13 protein-coding genes are annotated in these 23756 nt (G+C 49.3%); 2 read left to right on the forward strand and 11 right to left on the reverse strand.

Translation table 11 applies throughout. The annotated features are described in order from the left end of the window. Positions 1 to 385 precede the first annotated feature (385 nt). From EL84_RS03690 to EL84_RS03720, 7 genes are all read right to left on the reverse strand, one after another. On the reverse strand, positions 386 to 3598 hold the full coding sequence (locus tag EL84_RS03690) for a hypothetical protein (RefSeq protein ID WP_152682958.1): 3213 nt from the start codon (positions 3596 to 3598) through the stop codon (positions 386 to 388). Then, positions 3595 to 4854 carry a TRAFAC clade GTPase domain-containing protein gene (locus tag EL84_RS03695; RefSeq protein ID WP_024632789.1) on the reverse strand — a complete coding sequence of 420 codons (1260 nt, stop codon included), beginning with the start codon at positions 4852 to 4854 and terminating at the stop codon, positions 3595 to 3597. Before EL84_RS03695 ends, EL84_RS03690 begins: the two co-directional genes overlap by 4 nt. Before the next feature lie 90 nt (positions 4855 to 4944). Continuing rightward, positions 4945 to 5592: a hypothetical protein gene (locus EL84_RS03700; RefSeq protein WP_047840766.1), complete on the reverse strand. Its 648-nt coding sequence runs from the start codon at positions 5590 to 5592 to the stop codon at positions 4945 to 4947. 19 nt (positions 5593 to 5611) lie between these two features. Further along, positions 5612 to 6895 carry a vWA domain-containing protein gene (locus EL84_RS03705; protein WP_047840767.1) on the reverse strand — a complete coding sequence of 428 codons (1284 nt, stop codon included), beginning with the start codon at positions 6893 to 6895 and terminating at the stop codon, positions 5612 to 5614. An 85-nt stretch (positions 6896 to 6980) separates the two neighbouring features. Continuing rightward, complete coding sequence (locus EL84_RS03710; protein ID WP_082218823.1) at positions 6981 to 9428, reverse strand: transcription initiation factor TFIID; 2448 nt, start codon at positions 9426 to 9428, stop codon at positions 6981 to 6983. 1 nt (position 9429) lies between these two features. Beyond that, the gene (locus EL84_RS03715; protein WP_047840768.1) at positions 9430 to 12819 is read right to left on the reverse strand and encodes a tubulin-like doman-containing protein; all 3390 of its coding nucleotides are present in this window, start codon (positions 12817 to 12819) and stop codon (positions 9430 to 9432) included. A gap of 241 nt (positions 12820 to 13060) precedes the next feature. Then, entirely contained in the window at positions 13061 to 14854 is a 1794-nt protein-coding gene (locus tag EL84_RS03720; RefSeq protein WP_047840769.1) for a vWA domain-containing protein, read from the reverse strand. 262 nt (positions 14855 to 15116) lie between these two features. Here EL84_RS03720 and EL84_RS32215 point away from each other — a divergent pair, with 262 nt between their 5' ends. Both EL84_RS32215 and EL84_RS03725 read left to right on the forward strand, forming a co-directional pair. Then, positions 15117 to 15260: a hypothetical protein gene (locus tag EL84_RS32215; protein ID WP_164783298.1), complete on the forward strand. Its 144-nt coding sequence runs from the start codon at positions 15117 to 15119 to the stop codon at positions 15258 to 15260. A gap of 2 nt (positions 15261 to 15262) precedes the next feature. Beyond that, entirely contained in the window at positions 15263 to 16195 is a 933-nt protein-coding gene (locus tag EL84_RS03725; protein ID WP_047840770.1) for a hypothetical protein, read from the forward strand. Between the two features lie 491 nt (positions 16196 to 16686). On the opposite strand, the gene EL84_RS03730 is transcribed toward EL84_RS03725, so the two are convergent. The 4 genes from EL84_RS03730 to EL84_RS03745 form a co-directional block, all read right to left on the reverse strand. Next, positions 16687 to 18291: a DEAD/DEAH box helicase gene (locus EL84_RS03730; RefSeq protein WP_047840771.1), complete on the reverse strand. Its 1605-nt coding sequence runs from the start codon at positions 18289 to 18291 to the stop codon at positions 16687 to 16689. A 1445-nt stretch (positions 18292 to 19736) separates the two neighbouring features. Next, a complete protein-coding gene (locus EL84_RS03735; RefSeq protein ID WP_047840772.1) occupies positions 19737 to 21188 on the reverse strand; it encodes a SulP family inorganic anion transporter in 1452 nt (483 codons plus the stop codon). A gap of 507 nt (positions 21189 to 21695) precedes the next feature. Further along, the gene (locus tag EL84_RS03740; protein ID WP_047840773.1) at positions 21696 to 23366 is read right to left on the reverse strand and encodes an ABC1 kinase family protein; all 1671 of its coding nucleotides are present in this window, start codon (positions 23364 to 23366) and stop codon (positions 21696 to 21698) included. After that, entirely contained in the window at positions 23367 to 23747 is a 381-nt protein-coding gene (locus EL84_RS03745) for a phasin family protein (RefSeq protein WP_036612779.1), read from the reverse strand. It abuts the gene before it with no gap. Between the last annotated feature and the right edge of the window lie 9 nt (positions 23748 to 23756).

The following is a 23756-nucleotide window of genomic DNA, read 5'->3' on the forward strand; positions in this document are numbered from 1 at the left end:
AAGATACTGATAATCATTATCATTTGTCAACATAAAAAACCAAATTTTCTTCTCTTTTCGTGCTTTATTTGCTCTTTCTGTAGCAGAAATTCCTCTCTTTTCCCAAGTACACATGAGATCTTTTCTCATTCATTCCGCGCACTTTATCACTTCTGACTGTCTTTCAAACTCTTGAATCGCAAATTTTGTGTCTGAATTGTGAATGTGCGAGTTTTTTTAATGTGTTTGCTATATCCGCCATATCAAATAAAAAAAGATGACCTTGAAATCTAAAGTTCAAGGTCATCTAACATACTCTCATTTGTTATGGTATGAAGTCAGCATTTTTCATTATTGGATCAAAAGACACTTAATGAATCTATGCAACATGTTCATATAAAATAACTTACAGCTTCGGCTGAGGCATCAATTGGATCACCGTCATATTGCCCTGCGTGCTCTTCACACTGACAATGCTCTCGGCATCTATATTCGCTGGAAGATCAATCTGCAATCCATACGGGTAGAGGCGATCCACCGCTCCAATAGACATCTGTGAAGAAGTCGTCGCATCCGCATCCGGTTCATTGGATACAGATGTGTCAGGCGATGTGGAACCAGTAGTTTGATCTGAATCGGTCCCTTGATCCGTGTCTCCACTCGCAGCATTAGACGGTGCATTCGTCCCTGTATCCGTTGTTGTATCAGTAGCAGGATCTGAAGTGGAATCACCCGATGTTGAAGGATCGGCCTGCTGATCGCCATCCTCCGTCTGCTCTATGTTTCCCGCTGAAGAACCATCCGTGCTTCCTTCGGAAGTACTTCCTGAGCCACCATCGGAAGGAACTTCGTTATCTGGCTCCTCATTCCGATTAAAACTCTCCCACTTACCTGTAGCATCCAACTCCTGAGTGCTATCATCCTTCAGCGTCAATTGAAGTTTGCCTTGCTCAAACTCAGTGCTTCCCGTATCATTCCTGAAACGGATCACCAGTTGAGCAGGTGATTGCGTACCCTCCTGTTCACTCGCAGGAATCATATAAGCAATCTGCTCCGCGAGCTGCACCTCAGGTTCAGCCGGTATGACAGGCTCCTGGGTAGATGGAGGGGATGCCGCTGGCGGCTCTACAGAATCTTTCATCCATGCATATGTACCGCCAGCAATACCCAGAACCAGGATCAAGAGGATTAATCCGAACAGATTTTTCCTTTTACCCGTTAGCATCCGCACCAGTGGAGAGGACAATTCCGTCTTCGCACGGTCATAGACCGGCTTCATTGTCTTGCTGGCTCTCACGTAATACGGTTTGAAAGCTGACTTCGATTTGAAAGCTTCACGGTCATGGGCTTTGAAATACGCCACGATGGCATCCGCATATCCTTTATGCGCATTGGAACCCCGGACAAACATCCGATGATCTCCTGACCATTCGAAGAATGGATACAGCCCTTCAGCACGACTTGCATTGGTGCGGATGAATTCAATCAGGCCAGGATAATCCAACCGATTGCTGCCGCTTCCTCCCCTATAAAAAGCCATTGGCAAAGCTTCATATGCCGCAATCCCCGGATGAGCCTGCAGCTCTCCGGCAAGCCAGCGACGCGTCCAGCGTTGAAGTTCATTGCGTTCTGCCAGGGAAAGTGCCTCCAATGCCTCTTCTTCATTCCCCTCGCCACTAAGCCACACTCTCGCAGCCAGCATCATGTTCGTTCGAGCAGATACATCAGAACCCTGACGTGCCGCCCAATCCCGAACCTCATTGCCATGCTGCAAAATATCAATGCTTAATAGCTGTTCACGGTTAACCCGTTCCAGATCCAGATCCTGAATCATAAACAGGTTAATGACATAAGCAAGCTTGTCTGCAAGGCGGGTTAACTCCTCCTGATATGCCGGATCTTGACTGGCAGACGGAGATCCCCCTTTGCGATTAGGACGGGCTGTAGCTTCAGATTGACCAATTCGTGCCGTAATGCCTGTATCATAGGTGACATCAGCGGATACTCGATCCAGTATGCTAACACGCTGGAGCGCTTCATTCGCAGATTGTACCGGATTAGGCGCAGAACATAACCGTTCACGCAGCTCATTGGCTGTCCGCTCCTGTAAGAAGCTGTAGTGGATCGCAGATGGATGGGACGTAACCCATCTTCGGATCACTTCAACAACGTTCGCTGCCGATTCCGTGCGTTTCAGCTGATTGTCCAGATAAGGCTCGAACAACAGCTTGGTAAGCGATTCATTGGCCAGCACTTTATCAAAGAAAGCCCGATTCAGCTGCGGATCCCGATCCAGCACAGCATACAATTCCTGCACAGCACGCATACGCTTCTGGGCGCGGGCATTATTTACACCGTAGATGAAATAGTCCACAATCCGGGATTGCACCACGGGCGCGGCAACACTGAAATATTCGCCAATGCGAGCTGCGACGTCTTCTTCGGGTACGTTCTCACGCTTCACACTGTCCAGTTCCCTACTGAGCAAGGTCAGGAACAGCTCGTTCAGACGGGAACGTTGCTGCGATCCACCATCCGGCTTTAAATAGGTCAGCAAGCCACTCAGGACATGACTTTTGTTATCCAAATACAGGTCTTCCATGCCTTGTTCAAGACCATAGAACACCGCAAGTTCGCCATAGGCTTCAATGGAAAGTTCCCGCCCAGGTTCCATGCCGGACAACATTTCATCCGCAAACATATAGAACGCATCCGCCGCCGCAGGTTCCTGCAATAAGGCCGAAGCGAATTCCGCGTAAGGTAACTTCGCCACAGATGCATCCGCATGTGTCACTCTGCCTGATACCAGATCAAAGGTGAAATCCTTCTCCGTATTCCGGTCTTTCGGACGTAACGTCCCTCGCTCAACAAACTGGACGTGGATGCCCTTCTTGGCCTGTGGCTCCTTGGCAAACGTCATGAATCCCAGCTGCCGCCGGAATGCGTATGGTAAAGCCGTGTACAGCAAACGTAACAATCCTTTGGCCCCTGCGGTCACTTCCTCTGCGGGAAGGTCCAGCGCAATGTATACTTTTCTACGTGTCGCTACAGACTGCATTACCGCATAGAGCAGGCGCTTGAACAGCACTTCGTTCATTTTCAAAGCGCTCAGCACTTGGGTTGGTGATCCTACGCCAGCATCGGTCGCCCCACCCTGTCCGCTCCTAGGTGATATAGGCAATTCAGCAAGCGCCGGCAGAACTGTACCTTGTTCGATGTCATAGGACGTGGCGAACACGGCATCCAGCCAGCCGCCTTGTTTCATCTGCTCTTCCGAGCGTTCGGGAGACAAGACGTAATTATGTGCAAAAAAGGCACTGCGTAGCCCGGTGAAATCTGCAGACTGGTACACATTTTGCCCAAGAATCGTCTCTCCACTCTCCAGATGAAGCAGGTGAATGGAAGCCGGAAACTTCGTCTCGTCCTTCTCGCTACGGCCTGTTAGCTCCGCTGGAGCGTCATAGACACAGTAGGGGTGAAGCACTTTTTTGATAAAAGAAGGGTCTAGTCCCGGCGATGCCGCAACCGTATCAAACCCCTCCGTTGTGCGAAACACCCCGCGCCGCTCTCGGGTATACAACTGTTGTTCAATGGGCGGGGTTACGGAAGAACGCATCATCCCACTCTCCCCTCAATGTACTTCAGCTTGTACAGCAGCCACAGGAAGGGTTCATCCACGCGGATGGGGCTAACCACACCCTGCAATTTCATATCCACCGGATTGCTGCCCAGCGCAGAGACTGCGAAATAGGCTGTATCCTTGAAGTACACATCCATCGTGCCCTTGAACGGACGATCCACCTTCTCGATAAAACGCCGGATCTCCCCGTCGATATTCTCGAACTCGGTTAAGTCGAACCAATCGCGGTGCACCATGTTGCGGAAGACATTACTGTTGGATTTGATATAATCGCCCTCTTCATCCTTGAGGGAATGCAGCATGTCGCTTTTGGTGAGCACAACGGCCGTTGGAATATTGGTCTTGGCTTTATCCTGATACGCGATAAAATCTCCAAACATCGTCAGTACCACGTCACGTGGCTCATCGTATCGTGGTGTCCACTCTCCCGGCTCGTTGCCAAGGTTAATGCGGATTTTGTCCCGAATCGAACGAATCTGAAGCGGGTCCACCATAAACAGAATGCCTGCCGAGTTCTTGATGTGCTGCCCGTGAAGTCCGAGATAATCCTGCTCCACCATACCTTCACCCGCAACGTCAAAGAACACCAGAGTCAGCGGCGCTTTATCTTCGTCCTTGAACACAAATTGGAAGATAAACGGCTCCTGCAGTTTCTCCTTCTGTGTGGAATCCAGCAGATCCCCCCGTTCAAACAACGGTTCTTCATAATCCGCACGGAACCGGCGGCTAATCTCCGCATTCAATGGCATGCAAGCCGCGTCAAAATGATCGGCCGTATAATGCTGCAATGTATGAATTAATGAAGTCATGTAGACGGATTTCCCCACCTGGGATGCACCGATAATAGAAATGATGTTGCTCGGTGCTTTACCTGCCGTAACAGGCAGCTCGTTATGACATTGCGGACACAACCGGCGACGCGTAACGACACCATACCGATCGTTCAGACCCATCACGATATTATCGGAATAAATACGATGTTCCTCCGGTACATCATGCGGAGCCAATACGGCCTCCATATCAAATACCGTGTCGAGTCCGAATCTTTCACGATACCGATTCAACTTCGCATCTTCCCCGAGTGCGTAGTCCTCGTCATCATCGCGGTGATGGGCGGCGCGGAACACTACCTCTTCCGGTGAAAACTTACTGAAACAATAAGGGCACACAATATCATAAAACAGCGGACGTTCCTCCGGCTGTTGTCTCTTCAAAAACCGACTAAAAAAGCTCATAGCCACTCCCCTCCCCTGATCAGTCAGACTAAGGTGATTTACACTTGCACTACGATGACAGAGTAACCTTCCAATCGCTAGTCCAACTATCTAGTCTGATATAAGCCGATAGGCGGCTCCATATTTCGGTCCGTCTGTGAAGAATAATCGCACATAATCATCCTTGGCAACTTCAACGGGCGGCATCTCATTTCTTCCGGGAGCAAAATCACTCACAAAAGGATACACCGTACCATCTTCCTTATTCAGCGGAACCCCGCCCTGTTTGCGAACATAACAGATTGCTTCCTTTGGAACAGGTACTTCCGCTGTGACGGTGATCAATACACTTTTTCGTTTCTGAAAAAAACCACTCTTGTAACGAATGGAAAAGCGGATATCCGCCTTCCCTGCGCTTGCAATCACCATGTTATCCTCGTCTCGTTGACGGATCAGTACAGGTCCCTCTTCCTCCATCTGACACACATACACGGTGTACTTGATGGCACCAAAACCTGTGATCCGATCCGTGTAACCATTGCTCGCCTTATATTCCTCTCTCGTGTACAGCTTCAGCTTGCCCTGTGCAGGCTCTTCCCCGGTACGATCATCGCTCATCATATCCAGCTCCAGCCGTTCCACATACACAGCTTCTACCCGTTCCGGCCAGAGCCAGCGAAGTGTACAACGCCCTTCGTCCACCGCAAGTGTCAGTTTTCGAATCAAGGGTGTCGAAGGGTCTGCATCCGTAAACCGCATTTCCATTGACCTCCCGACGTTAGAATCCTTTGCTGCGTGTATCTCTTGGTCTCTGACCGAATCCTTCGGCAGAAGAAGTTCCGCCGCCAGCTTCACGACGACCCTTGCTCTTCCGCGGCGTGTTCTCCTTAATCGGAACAATCCAGGAGAAGAGGGTCAATACGCCAGACAAAATGAGCATCGCACCAAGACGTACGAATGTATCCCCCACGTTCGAACCGTCGAGTCCCCACTCCAGCAGAAGCCCTGCCAGTAGACCCGACACCGCACCGCCTATACCAAAGCTGAGCGCGAGATGACGGTTATCAAACACGAGTCCGAGTGACACACCCAGCGCCACGCCAATCAGTAACACGGCTGCTACACGGAAAATCGCCAGATAAACGCTGTGCTCCATCATGCCTGTACGCTCCGTTACCAGCGTCCGTTCATCAATCGTATCGTAGATCTGCTGGAATGCCAGATTCAGACCACCGGAATCTGGTACATCATAGTACATGCCGCCCGTTTGCTGAGCAATATTACGCAGCAGATCCGTACCTGATGGGTCCACCAGGCTTAGGCCGACTGTATTAATAGAGATCTGTTCGTTGTTATATTGGGACAAAATATCGGTCGTGTCCGCTTCACTGAAGCCATCGGATAACAAGATGACGACGGTACCGCGTTTCGGGTCCTGTTTGCCCTGAATCTGCTCCATGCCTTCCCGCAGCACGGCATCAAAATTGGTGCCGCCCGAAGTCGTGACAATGCCATCGATTTTGCTATAAACCTCATTCTTGGCCGCTTCACTATCCAGCGCAATAAACGGCTGTAACAACTGCGGTTGGTCATCAAACGTAATGACAGCTACCTGTTTGTCACTCTCCATTTGGCTGATTAGTGTCTTGGCGGCTTCAAAGCGTCCGTTATCCGGATCTGTATCATTCATGCTGCCCGAGTTGTCGATCATTAGTACGATGTCTTTCACTTGCTTCACACCGCCCGGATTGATCTGATACAACAATTGCAGGGCGAGTCCAACAACAAATAACAGAGCCAATGTTGCCGGAACAAGCAATTTCCACGACAGTCCCAGATACCGGAGCTTCCATGAAGCGCCATTCAGCTTGGGTGAGATCATCTCTGCGATCAAACAGAACAATCCAACGCTCAGCGCCAGTACGCCAAAGTATAATCCCATCAGCAACAGACGTGGCATCTCCCCAAGCCATTGACGCAGCATGATTTCTCCTGCCGCAAAGCCCACTGCCCCGCCAATCAGGCTGAACAGGACCAGGAGAAGATTGATTTTTCGCTGCATGTCTACATGCATCCTTTCCATACCAGCCGTAAACAGGCTGAGTTAATACAAGATTGGTGCTGGGTGTCAGGACACTTCCGGCGTCTTAACGAATGGGTGACAACTTTTCCACCAGACCAGCGGGGTGAAGTTCATAGCCGTTCTCCGTGTACGAGTCATAATATACCTTGCCGTTCCGATACACCATGAGATCCTCCAGATGGAAACCGCCCATCAGATTCAGCTTCTCCACGCCACTACTGCGTTCTTCGTACACCACACCCAACTTGTAGATACGTGACGTCTCTTCGGCATGTGCCGCGTAGTCCATGAAAGCACTATGATGGTCACCAAAGAAATACTTCTCTTCATATCGATGTTCCTGCGTATAATCGAATACCCGGACCCGAACAACCGCCTGATCCTCCAGCGTGTGGTACAACCTGCGGAACAGATCATCGCGGGTTAATACATCTTTATCTCCGTAGGCAATCGTGACATTCGCCCGCTGCAACAGTTCTTCTTCAAATGGCAATCGCAATGGCTCGGCTGTAAGCAGCAACGAGTGACATACCTCCATCAACCGTTTCAGCAGACGATCATCGCCTTCTGTGGCAAGCCGGTTCATGTCTCCCATGTAACGGTCCTCAAACCATACATCCCGTCCGCGTTTGGCTTCCAGGTCGATGATTAGCTCTTCCGTCACTTTGCCGTAGTACTCCATCACGTTCTGGCCGATGTATTCATCCGCAGCGGCGATACTTTGGGTAGCTGTCTCGCGCAGTGTGCGTTCCAGCGCTTCAAGTGCTGCTGTGACGTGGCGACTAAAACGGTGAAGCTCTTCCATCTCCGTATCGTAGTTGCGCAGCAGATGTAATTCATTTTCCAGTCGCAGTAATTCTACCTTTGGTACATACACTCGCTCCAGCATGCAGTCAATCAGATTGCGCACATTCTGTTTATCACGGAACAACGCTCGTTTGAACGACTGATCTTCCACTCGCTCTTGCTGACGTTGCTCCAGCAGAGCACGTGCCGATTCAAGCTGCACTGATTTATCCCTAATCAGTCCGAGCAGCGCTTCACGTACACTACCAGGCTCACTGTCACTCCAGGCAGCCCACTGGAAGTAACCAACCTCTGGATGCTCCGCGCGGGATTGTTCGGCCTGACGGCGCAGAGAGCCGCCAGAGCTGCGCTCACGCACACGCTCTTCCACAAGACGGACAACGTTATCGCGGAAGTACGCTTCAGCTCCTTGTCCAAACAACGCTCTCTCCGCTTCACGAAGTGAGAGCGGCTTCAGATCGGAAAAACTGACGTTATGCGTCATGATGCCACTCATGCCACTAACCAGATCTTCATCGGGCAGCAGGCCTTCGACTTTGCGTTCCACCGAGGCCGCGTCCAGTCCAAAGAAAGCGAGCTTGTCCTTAATGCTCCAGTCCGGCTCCTGCCGCATGCGTGCGAGCAGATACCGATACATGTGATATAACACCGCCAGTGCAATCGGCTTGTTTGGCCGCCTGATCTCGGCAAAACCCGCACTTGCATAACCATGCTGATCAGAGGTGGTACGAATATTGTTTTTAAAGGATGTATTGTTGTACGTGTTCGCTCCCGTACTTGAAACGCTACCCGAGTGATCCACATCCTGCTTCCTGTTCTTCAGCAGGCAGATGCGGCAGATGATCTCGGCATTTTCGATCCAGCCACCGGGAACGCCGGTTCCACGCTCATTTTTGTCGGACAACAGATATACCAGATCAAACAACGGCGAAGCGGGATGTGTAACAGGAATGGAGATCCCATCCTCCGTCACCAGCAGATTACCGCTGAACGTGTAGTCCAGCGACTGCATATAATCCAGTTCCCGCAGAAAAGCGAGGCCTGCTGCGCTGGCATATCCGAAGGAATCCACCTGTTCCATCTCACTGACCAATACATGTAGATCCGTCTGCACCGACTTGAAGGCTTGGGACAGAATGGTCTCCGTCAGCTTGGTGAGCTCCGGCAACAATACATTCAACGGATCATCCGCTCTGGTTACCACCGTAACGTAAATCCGATCAAATGACGAGTATAACCGTCCATATTCGGCAATCCGGTTACTTACCCGCCGAAGCGTACGATTCAGATCAAAGAGCGCCTGATCCGATTCGTGGAAACTGCGATGTACATCCTTACGCCGTGTTTTGGACGGTCGCTCTGTCAGCCCAGCGGACAAAGGCAAGCGGTGACGAGTCACCTGACCATCATCGGACGAGCCACCATTTCTCGTTTCAACCGGACGTGCTTCCTGATCTTCTGTCCCGATCTGAACGTAGACCACACCGTCTCCGTTATCCCATTTCAGCCGATTGATCTCCTGCACGGCAGACACAGCAGGCGCAACCAGATCACCCACGAATAGGAACAAAGCCGGGTAATGGATACTGCTGCGTCCATCACCCAGGCTGCCTTGACGCTCCTGCTCTATTGCATACTGCTCTGCATATTTCTCCAGATCACGCTTCAGGGTATTGTTCCAATTGAACTCCATCCCGGTCACCATCTTACTTCAGCCTTCTGCGAATGTCGTTCAGCTTGGACGACATCGTTCTGTAGAACTGATAGATGTCTTCTCCGTTAGCCAGTTCTACCCGCTCGTATTCCAGACGATCACGCGATTCCATGAACAGCGCAGCCAGATCATCAAGCTTTGTCAGCAGTGGGGTGATATCCTCAGAGGCTGTAAGATCGTTATCACGGCGGGAGGCTTTGCGCAGCAATGTACTGCGATCCTTCTCCGCCAGACCGCGGAAGTTGCCAAACACTTCATACTCGGCAAAGTTACGGCTCTTCATCAGGTTTGCGAACGGCTCCCATGCGTCTTCTTCCGGGTCACGGTCATAGACGTAGAGCGCACCTTTTTTGACGATGGTGTCGGTATACAACGCTTCGATGAAGCGGTCATACCACTGCTCTTCGTCTTGGTACTGGGCAAGAATGCCTTCGAGTTCGGCAACTTTGGCCGAGATGGCATTCATCTTCGCAAGTTCCTCACGGACACGTGCGATCAGCTGCGGGGAGCGTACCAGGTTTTCTTTGGCCATATCTTCATTAATACTTCCGAAAATATCCTTAACGCCTACACGCGGCAACCCTTCGGATTGCAAACGTTTCAGCTCAATCACGGCTCGCTTCACTTCGCCAAGGTTCGGCGTGGTGGACGTCAGACGCATGTCGTAGGCTCCCAGTTTGGCAGACAGATCAAACGCTTCTGTTGTCACAATCGCATACCGGTTACTTGTATTTTCATCAATGGATTTGGCTGTTACGATGTTGCATCCAAGCGCCTGCTCGAATTCACTACGTACACGGGCGTTATACTGCTTCACGCGGGCGTTCTCGTACACATCTCCCCATGATTTCTCCGGAATCGGAGACGGCAGATAGGTCCAGTTGTTTTTCTCCGTTTGCACCAAGTGACGACCAATGCCTTCTTTGTCCAAAATGGTACGTTCATAACTTTCCTCATATACTTTGAGCGGTGTATACACAAAGAGTGGTACCCCGTTGCGGGTGTTCAGCCAGAAAATCCGGTTACGCACTTCACTTTCCTTGACGGTAAAATGAGATTTGCCCACTGCATTGTTCTGATAATTACGAATCCCTTTCAGAATGCCTGGTGCCTGTGCCGGCACCGATACAAATCCCCATGAAGGGAAATGCAGACTGCCTGTACTGTTGCTCAGATTAAACACCGGAACGGCCTCATCATCCAGCTTGCCAGCAATGAAACGTTCCACGAATTTCTCAACCGACTCATCCTGACCGTATTTGATTACCAGGAAATCTTCCATGGATCGCGTAATCAGATCACCGAATTTCTCACTCAGGAAGTCGGAGATGGAGCTGACGATATCAATCTCGTTTTCTTTCACCCACTGGCTGGAGTTTTCCAGCAATTCACGAGAGAAATCACGGATCAGATCATCTGTATCACGCTTATCCAACAGCCCGTCCACCACACTGACGATATCCGGTACACTTACAACGTTCCAGTAATATGTTTTGTTGCCTTTGTGATCGGCTTGTTCTTCGCCGCGTGTCAACAGATCACCGTTCTTGGCGAATATCGAGCTAAGGGCATTCAGCGTTTCGGTAAATACGTTATAAATGCGGCTGTTTTCCTGGTTCAGCAACTCATACAGATCTTCATAGAACTCGATCATCTGATCGTTGCGTTCCACGTCGGCGTGCAGCCAGTACTCATGAATTTTTGCTTCAATATAAGCATTCTTTTTCTTCTCTTTGGAGACAAAAGCACTCTTCGCATCGCCCAGCTTCTCTTCGGACTGCTCCTGAGCTGCTTCAATATCACGCGGAATGCGGAAGGCATTCTCACGCAGCGTTTCGATGTACGACTGAATCATCTTCAGTACACAGAAACCTTTTTCCGTATAAATTAGACGAGAGACATAGAACGGACCTTGTTCGGGATGTAAAAACATACGCCGGATCTGTTCGGTGAACTGACCGGCAATCTCGCCTGGCAGTTGTTTCTTCGCCTTGATATATTCTTCACGGGCACGCGCCAGGAAGTTCTGTTCCAGTTCGGTGTCCATATTCACAACCTGTGATTTCACCACGTTGCCATAGGATAAACGCTCACTGTTCTGATAACCAGGTAGCGGCTCTGGCACGCGGGCTTCAAAGGACTTGACCACACTTTCGAGATCAATGCCCAACTTGCGGGCAAACTTCTCGGTATCCTCCTGGTTCGGTGCTTTGGAGAACATGGTATTCATTTTGTCAAACATCCGGTAAGCCAGATACGTGGTCATCTCTTCGATCGGAAGTACGGCTGAAGATGCACCGATGATGTTGTAATCATAGTTAGCCGGGTACACCTTGTTCATCTGTGCAATGTTGGTCCGAATGTTGCTGATATAGTCATGGATCGCAAACTCCTCACCCGACTGCTTCTCCTCACTTGCCATGAAGTTGGTAATGTTCTCGGCCGTGACGTTCATGCAGTAATCGTAGGCGTTCTCCAGCAATTTGCCTTCGGTATTCGTCGCAGAGATCAGATGACACAGGTTAAATGGCGGCAGTGGTGAGTTAACTGTTAAAATATTGCCGTACTTCTGAGTAAATCGCTCCCCACGGCTATCCACGTTCATCCAGTAATCCAGCTCTTTGAGCGCAGCATATCCGTTCTTGCGAATGTATTCACGAGTGTGTTCACTCAAGCTTTTGTTGGAAAGGTTCACGTCTGGCGTGAACAGATACCCAAGCGTATTCACGCGGTCAATCCCGGCAGAACCGTGATCACGTTCGATAATGCCGCGTACGATATAGGAAATATCGAGGAAACAGCCGCTGCCTGTACCGCCGGACAGACCTGTCAGCAGGAACACCATCAGTTTTTTGTTGGTGCCTACGGATAAGGTTTTGATCTTTTTGTCGATGGCCTGCACGACCTGATTAATCTTCGTGAACAGGAGCAGACGTCCAGCCTGACGCACACCTGCGGCGCCGTTCATGCCGTCCGTAATGCTCAGTTCGGGAGACAGCCAGTCCGTAATATAAGGCTCCAGCACGCTGCGGTTTTGTAGAAGTCCGCCAATCTCGGCATTGGACAGCAATACGAATTCATTGATCGGATCAAGTCCGATTCCTTTATACTTTTTGGCACGATCCTGTTCGTTTGTCTCAAAAGCCAGAAACTCCACATTGTCCGGCTTGTCCATTTTTTTCTTGGATACCGGGTCCTGTGGCAGCTTGAAACGACGGTTGATCTGATATTTGAGGCGCAGCAACGCGTCAATTCCCGTTCCTCCCAGACCGATAATCAAAATGGGGTTATCAATTGTATCAACTCTGATCTTCTCACTGACAATACCTCCGCCAAGTGATACATCCAGTTGCTGAATATGTTCTCTAACAATCGGTTTCATTCCATGTCCTCCCTTTAGTTAGACCAGTTGGGCACAAACTCATTACACTTGCCACTCCGATGACAGAGTAACCTTCCGATCGCTGTTATCCTCAGATTTTTTTGGTTCCCTTTTCTAAAGGGAAAAATCTGAGGATAAAGGCGAACGCTTCGCTTCTTCAGGTTTTCTCTGTCCTCTCCGTTCTCGTGTAAACAATTATATCCAACTTAAATTTGCATTCCTTTTAAACCAAACAATCAACTTACACCAGATACTCAATTAAAATGGTCTTGTCCGCCTGTTGCAGCGGGATGCTCAGTCGGTCACCGTTCTTCAGTTCAACGCCTGAGCTTGCATCGACTGCACGACCGGATTTCTCCAACGTACCGCCTGCGGTGTTACGGATTATAATTCGATCCCCATTGCTGGGCGTAAATACGTATTTTTCGGTTTCCTTAAGCTCAGGGTCCAGTTGCAACAACTGATGCAGATGAAATCTACCGCGGAAGGATACCAGCTTTTTATATTGTGGATAGGACTTGTCTCCCGTGTTCTCATCACGAATCTCCACGACCATCTGACCTACAAATCCCTGGTTTTTGCGTTTCAGCCAGCCCATCAAGAACCAGGCACCAACACCGACCACAATCAGAGCTATAACACCCAGGATGACAGGCAACCAAGGAAACGGCTTGTCCTGTTCACCGCCTGACGTTGTTGGTTGAGATCCACTTCCGGCTGCTCCACTCGCGTTGATCGTGATTGGCTCACTTTCACGGTAGAAGCTGTCTTCTTCCGCACGGATGACTAATTCATAGTTATGATTGTCTGGTACTTCAAACGTTCCGGCAAAACCAGAACCTGTGTTTTCCAGCGGTTGTTCCTCGCTTTTACCTGTATCCACATCTTTCACAACCAGCGTCGCCTTCATATCCTTATACAGGTCATTATCCTGAAGCGGCTGACCTCCATTCTCCAGTTTGGCTGCAAGATCAACCTTATCCCCTTTGGTATAGGACTTGGTCTTAATTGGGTCCACAACGAGCTGAAGATCATAGTTGAACAACAGGTTGATATCGATGCTGTCTTTCGGAGCCCCTTTTACCCGAAGTTTCCAGTCTCCTTCTTGGGGTTTCAACAGCTTCACGAGTGAATAACTCTTCGACGTCGAGAGCTTGGCTGCATCCGAGTTCAGGTCCACAGCTTGTCCGGAAGGGTCCGTCAATTGCACTTCCACCGGCTTCGAAGACATGATCGAAATGTTTGCTTCCAATACACTGTCATTCGGTACATTCACGGTAACTTCCTGATAACTGCCGTTTCCCGTTACAGAGGGCAGTTTCACAACATTCAGTTTGGCATGATCGGCGAAGATCTCACTCAGAATCTGTGGCAGATCATCCGGCGTATCGGTAATGAATGACTTGCCTCCAGTCTGCTGAGCCAGGTCTGCAAGTGCATTCTTGTTCAGCTTGCCATCGGCGTTCAATCCAATCGTATACACCGGAATACCTTGATCCTGTGCTTCCTTCACGGCTTTCGCCAGATCAGCGTCGGATTGTGCCTGTGTACGGCCTTTGGTTTTGTTAAAGTCATTGTTGCCATCCGCCAGCAGCACGATCATCGGCGAGTGGGATGGGTCTGCACCATGATTCAGTATGTTGACGGCTTCAGCGACACCAACTGAGACATCGGTATATGGCCCCCGGCCGAGCTGATCAATAAAATCTTTCAGGCTGCTCTTGTCCGCATCGGACTGAATCTCCAGCATAGCCTTTTCCCGCTCTACCTGATCGGTATAAGCAACAATCCCTACCTTGTCCCCCTGGACCGGCAGCATATCAATAAACATTTTCATGGCTTCATTACTAATCTTGTCACGGTCACTTGTATTCATTGAGTTACTTACATCGGCTACAAGTACCGCATCGATTCCGCTTGTCTGTGCCTGAGCCGCTGCAGCTTGTGGCAGCAACGCTTGAGGTAACAGTAGCGTTAGAATTGCCAGTAGAACCATCGTTCCGCTGAGCCAGCGTATTTTGCGTGTCCGCAGCATTGGGTGTACTCCTTCACGTTTGAGATTAAAATGGGAATAGTTTATTATAGGCGTCAAGCCTTAAGGAAATCTTAACAGTCTACTAATAAATTCTGAAAAGCACCCCTATCTTGAGTTACAGTTTTGTAATGACTGACAAAAATCGACGATTTCATGCCTTGAACTGGCACAAAAGTACCAACTATGGAAATATGATATAGTTATTGCCAGCAAACTGCAATATAACAGCGCTTGTTCACCAAGCCATAGAAGGGAACGGATTATGGTTACATACGGATGCCTCGCCATATTGTTTCTTTTTGTCATTATAAAGGGTTTTGCACTCCAGCTTCATCGGCGGAAACCCGTCTCCCGCGAAGACACGGATCGTACCCTCTACACTATTCTGAATGGTGAGCGTGATTGAGCATGAGTACTAAACTAGTTGTATCCATACGACCATTTCAACGAACGACCTATGCCTATGAAAAGTTGCAAGTCTGCACCCGTTGTGGACAGTATACCTGCCTGTGGGAAGAGGAGTGCACGGCCTGTGGCCGGGGTACCCTGAATTCCGTTCAAGCGAAGGCAACTTCCCGTGTGAAACGTCGAATTGCACGCGACCTGTTCATTACCATATTGTTCGGTGCAGCTGCAACCTATTTCGGTGAGACCATAGATCAAACCATGGCGGCAGCCAGCGTTTCCCTGCTGCTTCTGGCCTTACTGATCTTCATGCAGAAACGTTCGTTCGAGGTAGAGCAGCAGCGCGAGTTGAAGCGCACGTTGCAACAGGATGAGGAACTCATCCGCCAGGGTATTAACCGCAACTGGGCTCTGGTCGCCGAAGCTCGAAAGCAGGATGAAGCACTTGCCTATGAGATGCTCCGCGAGATCGGCTCACTCGTCTACAATGACCGGATTCGACTGCAGCAGGTTGCGCTGTTACAATCCTTTGTCCTGCGCAGTGATATGGATCTGCAGCTCAAGCCCTTGCTACTACGCAGTTTCGAGCGGCTGCTCGCTGAATATATCGGTGAGATCGCGCGACTTAAGCCGGATTTGATCCGTGAAGATGCGATTCGTTATATCGCAACCTATGAAGTGAACATTTTACAGCTCCACAATGGAATTCAGATACTTACAGCCGTAGCTGCTGCTGCCGTGCGCAAGAGCAAATATATTGAGTTATTCCCTAGTCTTATTACCCGCTACGCCCGCTTTATGCCCAAGGATCGCTTCATGAGACTTTATCACACGATTGAACGCTATCCGAGCAAGGCACGAGGGGGATTGGCAGAGTCGGTAGGTCGGGTTTATAACGAGAAATATCGGGATCAATATGCAGATGTTCAGCTGTAGGGATGATATATTGAGAAAGAAAAACGTAGTTTAGTGCAAACTCACTCCCTGTATATAGACGAATGCAATTTCATCCATCCCTGCATGCGCGTCAGCACCACAGATCGAAGGTTATGCTTCTAATGATATAAGAATTAATCCAAAAACACCCCATCCTTAGGTCTAGGATGAGGTGTTTTGAATTTTATGGCAGTCTGCCAAGTGCTATGTGCAATACACGAAAAAAAAGAAAAACTAGATGGTGAATACCTAAATGGCATCTTCCATGGATCAAGCAGGCGCGCCAACAGACACTCGAGATGACAAAAAGAATAAGCGGAATTGATCATCTGTACTGGTGAAAAAAGGGCCGCGACGTGGTTCCGTCGCTACCCTTGATCTGAGGGTTCGGTACATCTGTACCCGAACCCTCTCATATGTGCCATGCCAAACCCTGTGGCATGGCATGGTGCCTGCGCAATTGCGGCTGCATCGCCGCTTGCGCCAAGGCTTTACCGTCCGCGACGAGAATCGCGACGGTCACCCTTCGCCGGTCCGCGTCCTGCGGATTCCGGACGGCGAGAGCCTTCGCTGCTGCGCCCGGAGGTGCGCTTGTCGGCACTACGGCCAGCCCAGCCGCTGCTAGCTGCGCGGCCGCCTTGGCCCGCTGCACCGCGACTGCTGTCGCTGCTGCGCGCGGAACCACGACCTGCGCTGCGCTCGTCGCCACTGCGACCCGCACCGCGTCCACCTTGACCCGCTGCACCACGACTGCTGTCGCTGCTGCGGCCACCGCTACGACCACCACTGCGTCCGCCTTCACTGCGGCCACCTTCGCCACCGCGGGAACCACGCCCCCCACGTCCGCCATCTCTGCGATCGTTACGGCCTGCACCGCGACGGGCACTACCAGTTCCGGAAGAGCGTCCGCCTGAACGTTCGTCATCCCCTTGACTGTTGATGGAACGTCTAGCTGCTCCAGTTGAAGCAATTGGACCTTCGCTTGTCCACTGGATACGGGACAGCTTTTGGTCGATACCTTGCTCAATACGTGCAAGTTCCGGTCTGTCGTGCTCTGTTGCAAACGTTACAGCAAGACCTGTACCGCCTGCACGGCCCGTACGACCAATCCGGTGGATATAACTTTCCGCATCATGCGGCATATCGTAGTTAAATACATGCGTAACGCCTTCAACATCAAGTCCACGTGCAGCTACATCTGTAGCAACCAGCACTTGCAGTTTGGCATCGCGGAACGCTTTCATTACGTTCTCACGCTTGGATTGGGACAGATCTCCATGAAGTTCATCACTTGCATAACCTGCTTCACGCAGATCTTGGTTCAGCTTGGATGCACGACGCTTGGTCCGACAGAAAATAATCGCCAAGTATGGGCGATACGTATCAATCATGCCGCGAAGTGCTTCTAATTTACCACGATCCGTGCATTCCAGCACTTGCTGGCGAATCTGTTTGATCGGGATAACAGATTGGGAAGATACTTTTACATCTTCCGGATCTTTCATGTAGGTCTTCGCCAGGTTGCGAATGCCCTTAGGCATCGTTGCTGAGAACAGCATTGTCTGACGTTTATGTGGAAGCTCGCTAAGAATCGTCTCCACATCGTCCAGAAAGCCCATGTGCAACATTTGGTCAGCTTCATCCAGCACCAGTTTTTTCACATTATCCAGCTTCAACGTGCCACGGCGCAGGTGATCCAGCAGACGACCCGGTGTACCAATAACGATCTGGGTACCGTTCTGCAATTTACGCAGTTGTTTGTCCACATCCTGCCCGCCGTATACGGCAAGCACGTGCAGTTTATCGTCATTTGCCGTGAGCTTCTTCGCTTCTTCCGTAATTTGCAGCGCAAGCTCACGCGTAGGCGCGATAATCAGCGCTTGCGGAGAACGGTCGGATACGTTAATTTTCTGAATAATCGGCAGCAAAAATGCCAGCGTTTTCCCTGTCCCTGTCTGTGCCTCAGCGATAATATCGCGTCCACCCAACAGTACCGGAATCGAACGCTCCTGTACCGGAGTCGGCACGGCGATTCCCTGATGTTTCAGGATCTCGCACCATTCCGGGCGAATGCCCAGTTGTTCAAAGTTTGCCAATCGTTACACCTCTGTATATTCATTTAGATAAGTCCATTTCATAATGACCTTAGTATCAGTATCTGCCATCAAGACTAGTTTTCCTTATATCAATCATGATTATGAAATGAATTTTTTAAAAAGCAATCCACTCGTTGCTCTTCTTCTCCATACCCTGTAGTTTACACGTTAGTCAAGCAAAACAAAAGGGGATACAGCGTTACACCCCCAACTTGTAGCACAAAATCCCAAGATCAGCGTAACTTGTATCGACCAAGTGAGTTTGAGGTTGGTTTTTGAGAGTAACTCCAGAACCAACTCTGAGAATGATGATGAGTGGAACAAGCTAAGTTGTTAGCTCGAAGTATGACTTTGACTCTGTGTATTGGTTGAGGATTGAACTGCACATGTTCAGGCGGAGGGCATAGCGGGGTATATTGTCTAATGGTACTTTTTGAGAAGGATGTAATGGATCGTGATGTTCATAACCCAAGATCGTTTAGTGATATTGTTGAGATTGAGATAACTGCTATAATTCTATAAATTGTTGTGAAGATCATCCTGAAACAGATCAAAAGGAAGCTATTTCGCAAAAGTTTCAGGAATTGAAAGGTACCTTACATAGCTCTGTACATTGAGATCAAGATTCAAGATTTCTCGCGGTTCGAAAATAGCTCTCACGCTGAACCCCCCACTTACCACTAATTCTAACGAATCCAGGACACCCTATTACGCCAATTAAAGCCGTTTGGATTTTCTAACGAACTCCAGTCACCTTATTACTCGGAAATACCGGGGAAACGGCATCAGTATAAGTGGAATCAGCAAAATAAGATGTCTAAGATTCGTTAGAATAACGAAAACATGAAATAATTCCATATAAGACGCGCCAGGTTCGTTAGAGTTTACACATACTGAAGAACACAAGCTTGAGCACAATAAGATCAGCTAGAGTAATAACAACATTTACCAGAACCAGAACACCAACTACAAAAACTAGAACTAGGAACAACAACAAGCACTACCTATACTTCTACTAGAACTGCTACTACAACTGCTACTACAACTACAACTTCTACTAGAACTACCACTACCACCATTAGAACTACTACTACTACTACTACTACTACTTCTTCTTCTACTTCTACTTCTACTTCTTCGTTCTTTTTCTGTTCTCTTCTTCACTGTACACACCACACACTCTAATAAAAACAACGACGCCCTCTCCCCAATTTATTTTAGGAAAAAGTGCGCCGCTGATAGAAAGTATCTTTTTATGTTATCTACTACATAGGGCTGTCGCATGTCTGCTCAACACTACTTTAGGACAGTAGCCTTCATAACTTTACTTTATTACTTGTTTAGATCCTTAATTCCAGATTTACTAAACTGTTCATTTTTCACCTTGTCCGCGTAACTATAGTCAGACATTGCACCTTTGGACAACAACATTCGTTGCAACCAAGTTACGAACCGTGCCCTCCAGCTGTAGCAAACCCACTCCGTTCAAGAATACGAGTGCTCTCCTCGTTTAACCCGCGCAGGTGCACGGTTTTGCCTAGCTTCGCGTATTTGAACTTCAATTTGCCGATAGCCACAACCGCAGTGTTATCCCAGATATGTGAACCTCCGAAATCAATCGTGATTTCCTTCGGATCGGCCTCTGCATCGAACTCATCTACAAAGCGGGACGAAGAGCCAAAGAAGAATGGTCCGTGAACCCGATATACTTTCTGCCCTTGTTCCTGGCTCGCCTGTACGCGAATCTTGGTCTGTTTCCAGCCAAAATGCAGCACACTGAGCACAACGCCGACCATGACCCCGATCGACAGATCGTGAGTATAGACCACAATTGCCACCGTCACGATCATGACAAAGGCTTCCGCGCGCGGCACGCGAGTTATATTTTTGATAGAACTCCAGTCGAATGTCCCGATACACACCATAAACATCACACCGACGAGTGCCCCCATCGGTACCTGTTTCACCACACCGCTAAATAGCAGCAACAGGATCGCGAGAAACGCACCCGCAGTAAACGTAGATAATCTTCCACGTCCGCCAGACTTCACATTAATGACCGACTGCCCAATCATCGCACAGCCGCCCATGCCGCCAAACAAACCGTTCACAAAATTTGCAATACCCTGACCACGTACTTCACGGTTCTTGCTGCTCTTGGTCTCGGTCATCTCATCCACGATGGTTGCGGTCAGCAGAGATTCGAGCAATCCAACCAGTGCCATGGTGAATGAATAAGGTAGCAGAATCATCAGCGTGTCCCAAGTCCATGCAATATTCGGCAAGTGGAACATCGGCAGAGTACTCGTTATATTCCCCATGTCGCCGACCGTTCTTACATCCAGATGAAACACCAAGGTAATAATCGTCATCACGATGATTGCAATCAGTGGAGCCGGAACGCCTTTGAAAAACCGTGGCAAAATATAAACGATCGCCAGCGTGCCCGCCACCATCGCATACATGATCCAGTTCGCTCCCGTGAAGTGGGTCAACTGCGCCATAAAGATCAGTATAGCCAGTGCATTCACGAATCCGGTCAGTACTGAATGAGGCACAAACGTAATAAATCGCCCAACCTTAAATATGCCAAGCAGAAACTGAATAATGCCCGTCAAAATCGTCGCCGCAAAAAGATATTCCACGCCATAATCCTTGACGAGTCCAACCATCAGTACCGCCATGGCACCGGTTGCCGCCGAGATCATACCTGGTCTTCCACCAGCAATCGAGATCACAATCGCAATTGTAATCGAAGCGTACAATCCGACCATCGGATCGACACCTGCAATGATGGAGAACGCAATGGCTTCCGGAATTAACGCCAGCGCTACCGTAATGCCTGCCAGCACGTCTCCGCGAATGTTGCCAAACCATTGTTGTTTTAAAGTATTCATATGTTCTTGCCGTTCCTCCTACATGTATTCCTTATAATGGACAATCCTGCTGAAGAGTAACGGAAGCCGTTCACACTAACCAACTACCCAGGACAGCACAAAACAACGGATTCCTCTCCGCATGATCTGCCTATGCTCTTGCCTGAGTTGCATCATTCTTTACCATCCATATAGTCTTGACGGGTTAATGAGCACTCACGTCTTTTCCGTTCCAGTGTGTACAGCTAGCATTCCATTGCTGCCTCAGTTGACTTACTCGTGCGACAACAGGAGCTGATCCTGAAGCCAATAGGTTTTCCCCTCTCAGAAAAACCGGGTCCGTTAATGTACTGACCTATTATTATAGTCACAGGACTGGATATGTACTAATACAATTAAGGCGAAAAAACAGAACCTTATCTCCTATTATCTTAATCTTTCTATAATTTACTCACCCATGCTCTATTCACAAAAAATAACCCGTAAAGATCCTTTGATAAAAGTCTCTTTACGGGTCTTGTTGTTATGCTAGAACCTTCCCGATTTGAATATTGAATAAAGCAGGAAAGCCACCATCAAAATCGCCACCAGGAAACCAATCTCAATGACCGGAATATCCCACAGCATCGTGGACTGATGACTGATCGATGAACCGATAATCAAGCCCACCATGATAATACAAAAGGCAAGTAACACGATACTGAAGGACAGCCGATTGCTAATCTGGTCCATTCTACGCATGAGTGCATCCAGTTCAGGGACACTAATCTCCAGCCTCAGCTTGCCTTTGCTAATAATGGATGATAACTGCCTTAACTGCCCTGGCAGACCAATGACACTCTCGGCCATATCAGCCGCACTGCGGAACAACCGATTCTTGATTCTTCCTGCGCTAAAACGTTCCTTGATCAGCTTACGGCCAAAGGGTTCAGCCATATCTACAATGCTCAGGGAAGGATCAAGATGTTCAATCACACCTTCCATCGTCAGCAACGATTTACCGAGCAGCAGAATATCGGCAGGCATGACAACCCGGTGCCTCTGGGCTACGCCGAACAAGTCATTCAACGCCTGACCCACACTAATCTTGGAAAAGGGAATATCGTAATATTTGCTACGCAACTTGTCCAAATCCACATGAAGACCACGCAGGTCCATGTCATCTGGCATCATGCCCAATTTCTCAATGGCCCGGATCATACTGTCTGTATCTTTGCGCATTAACCCAATAATAAGCGAAGCAAGCTGCTGTTTCATCTCATCGCTCAGACTGCCCACCATACCGAAGTCTATAAAGGCAAGACGTCCATCCTTCAATACCATCAGGTTACCCGGATGTGGGTCAGCGTGAAAGAATCCATGAATAAAGATCTGATTCAATAATGAGTCCACTAGCCGCTCAGCAATATTGTTCAGATCATGGCCGCGTCTGACCAGTTCTTCACGATCATTGAGTTTGATACCTTCGATATACTCCATAGTGAGCACACGTGACGACGTCTGGTCCCAGTAAATTGTCGGGATTTTCACCTTGTTGTCCTGTTGGTATTGCTGTGCAATCTTTTCCGTATTCCGGCCTTCGACCGTATAATCCAGCTCAGCCATCAATGCCTGGGCATATTCTTCTACCATTTGCGGAATCTGATATTGCTTCACCCAGTCCCAGCGCTTCTCGGCCATGGCTGTCAGTTCACGCAAGATATCCAGGTCACGCTGCACAATACGCGATATACCGGGACGCTGAATCTTGATGGCTACCGATTCACCGCTTTGAAGTTTGCCCAGATGCACCTGTCCAATGCTGGCCGCAGCTACAGGGGTATCCTCGAACCGGGAAAAGATCTCCTCCAGCGGTGTATCCAATTCCTGTTCCAAAATACCCCGTGCCGTCTCGGAAGAGAACGGCGGGACCTGATCCTGCAACTTCACCAGCTCGCGAATGACAGACTCAGGCAACAGATCTGCCCTTGTGCTTGCGAGTTGCCCCAGCTTGACGAAAGCTGGCCCCAGCTCCTGCAGCACAAGCCTGATGCGTTCACTCAGCGTTTTGGTGGTGTGTGCTTCACGCGACATCCACCGTCTGGGCAGAGCCAGCAACTGGAACAAACCCAGCTCCTCGACCATATAACCGAAGCCATGACGCACTAGCGCCATGGCAATTTCACGGTATCTGCCGACATGTTTGATTCGCACTGCCATCTACTCGATCTCGTTTCCTTTGAGAGGAGGAGGAACTTCAAGTGGAGCTGGGGATTCATCAGGTTGAAGCTGTGGTGAGTGGCCCAGTTCGGCAAGTTTTTTCTCCAGGACAGCAACGCGCTGTTCCAGACTGGTTACATCACTTTCGGATGCCACACCAGCTTCCTGAAGCACACGCTTGACCTGTTCTTGAATCACTCTCTTGAACTGGCCTTGCTCTTCATCGCCCCGTTCCAGCAGACGTTCAACCAAAGCTTTGGATTCACCGGGCGCAAGTTCCCCGCGCTTGACCAAATCATCCACGGTTTTCTCAATTTTTTCTTTGCTTACGACAGTAAGACCAAGCCCTAACGAGATCGCCTTTTTGAACAAATCGCTCATTTTTGTCAT

Source organism: Paenibacillus sp. VT-400 (assembly GCF_001029205.1).
GTDB lineage: Bacteria > Bacillota > Bacilli > Paenibacillales > Paenibacillaceae > Paenibacillus > Paenibacillus amylolyticus.